Source organism: Kocuria rosea subsp. polaris, assembly GCF_001483755.1.
In the GTDB taxonomy this organism is placed as follows: Bacteria; Actinomycetota; Actinomycetes; order Actinomycetales; family Micrococcaceae; genus Kocuria; species Kocuria cellulosilytica.
Map to the genome: position 1 here is coordinate 1 of NZ_LQBK01000035.1, position 1,556 is coordinate 1,556.

Consider the following 1,556-nt stretch of genomic DNA (forward strand, 5'->3'; position numbering starts at 1 on the left):
CGGAAATTTTCAAGGTGTTTGAGGCCAGCGGGTGTCAGGCGGCTGCGGATTCTGCGGCCGATGGTCGGTTGATCCAGGCGTCGGCGGGCAGGGCCAGGATCTTCGGGTCTCCGGTGGTGGAGAAGCGCTCGGGGTGAGTGGCACGGGCTGTGGCCAGGGCCGCTGAGCGCTGTTCGGCGACGGTGCTCGCGTGGCCGTAGTGGACGTCGGCGGGGGTGTGCAGTCCGATCCCGGTGTGGTGGTGGTCGTGGTTGTAGACCTCCACGAACCCGTCCATGAACGCCCGGGCGTCGGCCAGAGAGCCGAAGCGGTCGGGGAAGACCGGGGCGTACTTCAGGGTCTTGAACCACGCCTCCGAATAGGGATTGTCGTTCGACACGCTGGGTCTCGAGTGGGACCGGGTGACCTGCAGATCGGCCAGCAGGGCCGCGACCGGCTTGGAAGTCATCGAGGTGCCCCGGTCGGCGTGCACGACAGCGGGGATGCCGTGGATGCCGAAGATCCGGCGCATCATGTCCTCGGCCAGCGGGGCGGATTCCCGGGCGTGGATGTGGGCGCCGACGATGTAGCGGGAGTAGATGTCGATCATCACGTAGGCGTCGTAGTACACGCCCTTGACCGGCCCGGGGAGCTTGGTGATGTCCCAGGTGTAGACCTGCCCGGGCCCATCGGCCACCAGCTCGGGGATCGCCCTTGCCGGGTGGCGGGCCTGGCGCCGGCGTTCCTTTACCTGCGCGGCGGCGGCGAGCACGCGGTACATGGTGGAGATCGAGCACAGGTACACCCCGCGTGCCAGCAGGGTGGCGTAGACCTGGGCCGGTGGCTGGTCGACGAACTCGGCACTGTTGAGCACCTCCAGGACCCGGTCCCGTTCGACGGGACTGAGCCGGTTGGCCGGGGCCACGCCGTCTCGAGGTGCCGGGACCGGGCGGGCCGCACGACGGCCTGCGGTGGCCCGCGGGACTCCGGTCAGTTCCGCGGCCGCCCGGGTGGTCGTCCCTGCGGCGGTGAGCTCGGTGTAGGCGCCCATCAGCGCTTCTTGGGCTTGGGTTCCTCCGGCGCGCTCTCGGAGATCTGCTCCAAGAGCGCGTGTGCTTTTCCCATGATGTCCAGGGCGGTCTCGGTCGTGGCCAGTCGTTGCTGGGAAGCGGCCAGCTGGCGGCGCAGCCGGGCGATCTCGGCCTGCTCCGCACTCGGGCGGCCTACCGACTCGCCGGCGGTCTTGCCCTCGAGCACGCCGGCATCGCGCAGCCGGCGCCATTCGGAGATCAGCGAGGAGTACAGGCCTTCCCGGCGCAGGTACGCCCCACCCTGTTGTTCCTGGCAGGCCTGCTCGTAGGCGGCCAGGTGGGCCAGTTTCTGTTCCGGGGTGAACGATCGGCGCCGGGACGGGCCGCCGGCCCGGGGAGAGGAACTGCTCATTCCCCCATCATCGGTGACCGCGGACAACGGCGGAGCGAATGTGGAACTGCTCATGGTGGTCGATCCTGATCTCGCCCTGCGTCAGGCGAACTTGCTGTGAACCACTGGACTCAACTCACCCTGACACGCAGGGG

1 protein-coding gene is annotated in these 1,556 nt (G+C 68.9%); it reads right to left on the minus strand.

What is annotated here, in order from left to right; translation table 11 throughout:
- Positions 1–34: 34 nt before the first annotated feature.
- A protein-coding gene (locus AVL61_RS13500) for an IS3 family transposase (protein ID WP_408669425.1) occupies positions 35–1,422 on the minus strand; the annotation gives its coding sequence in 2 pieces (ribosomal slippage) (positions 35–1,062 and positions 1,062–1,422; 1,389 coding nt in all).
- Positions 1,423–1,556 lie beyond the last annotated feature (134 nt).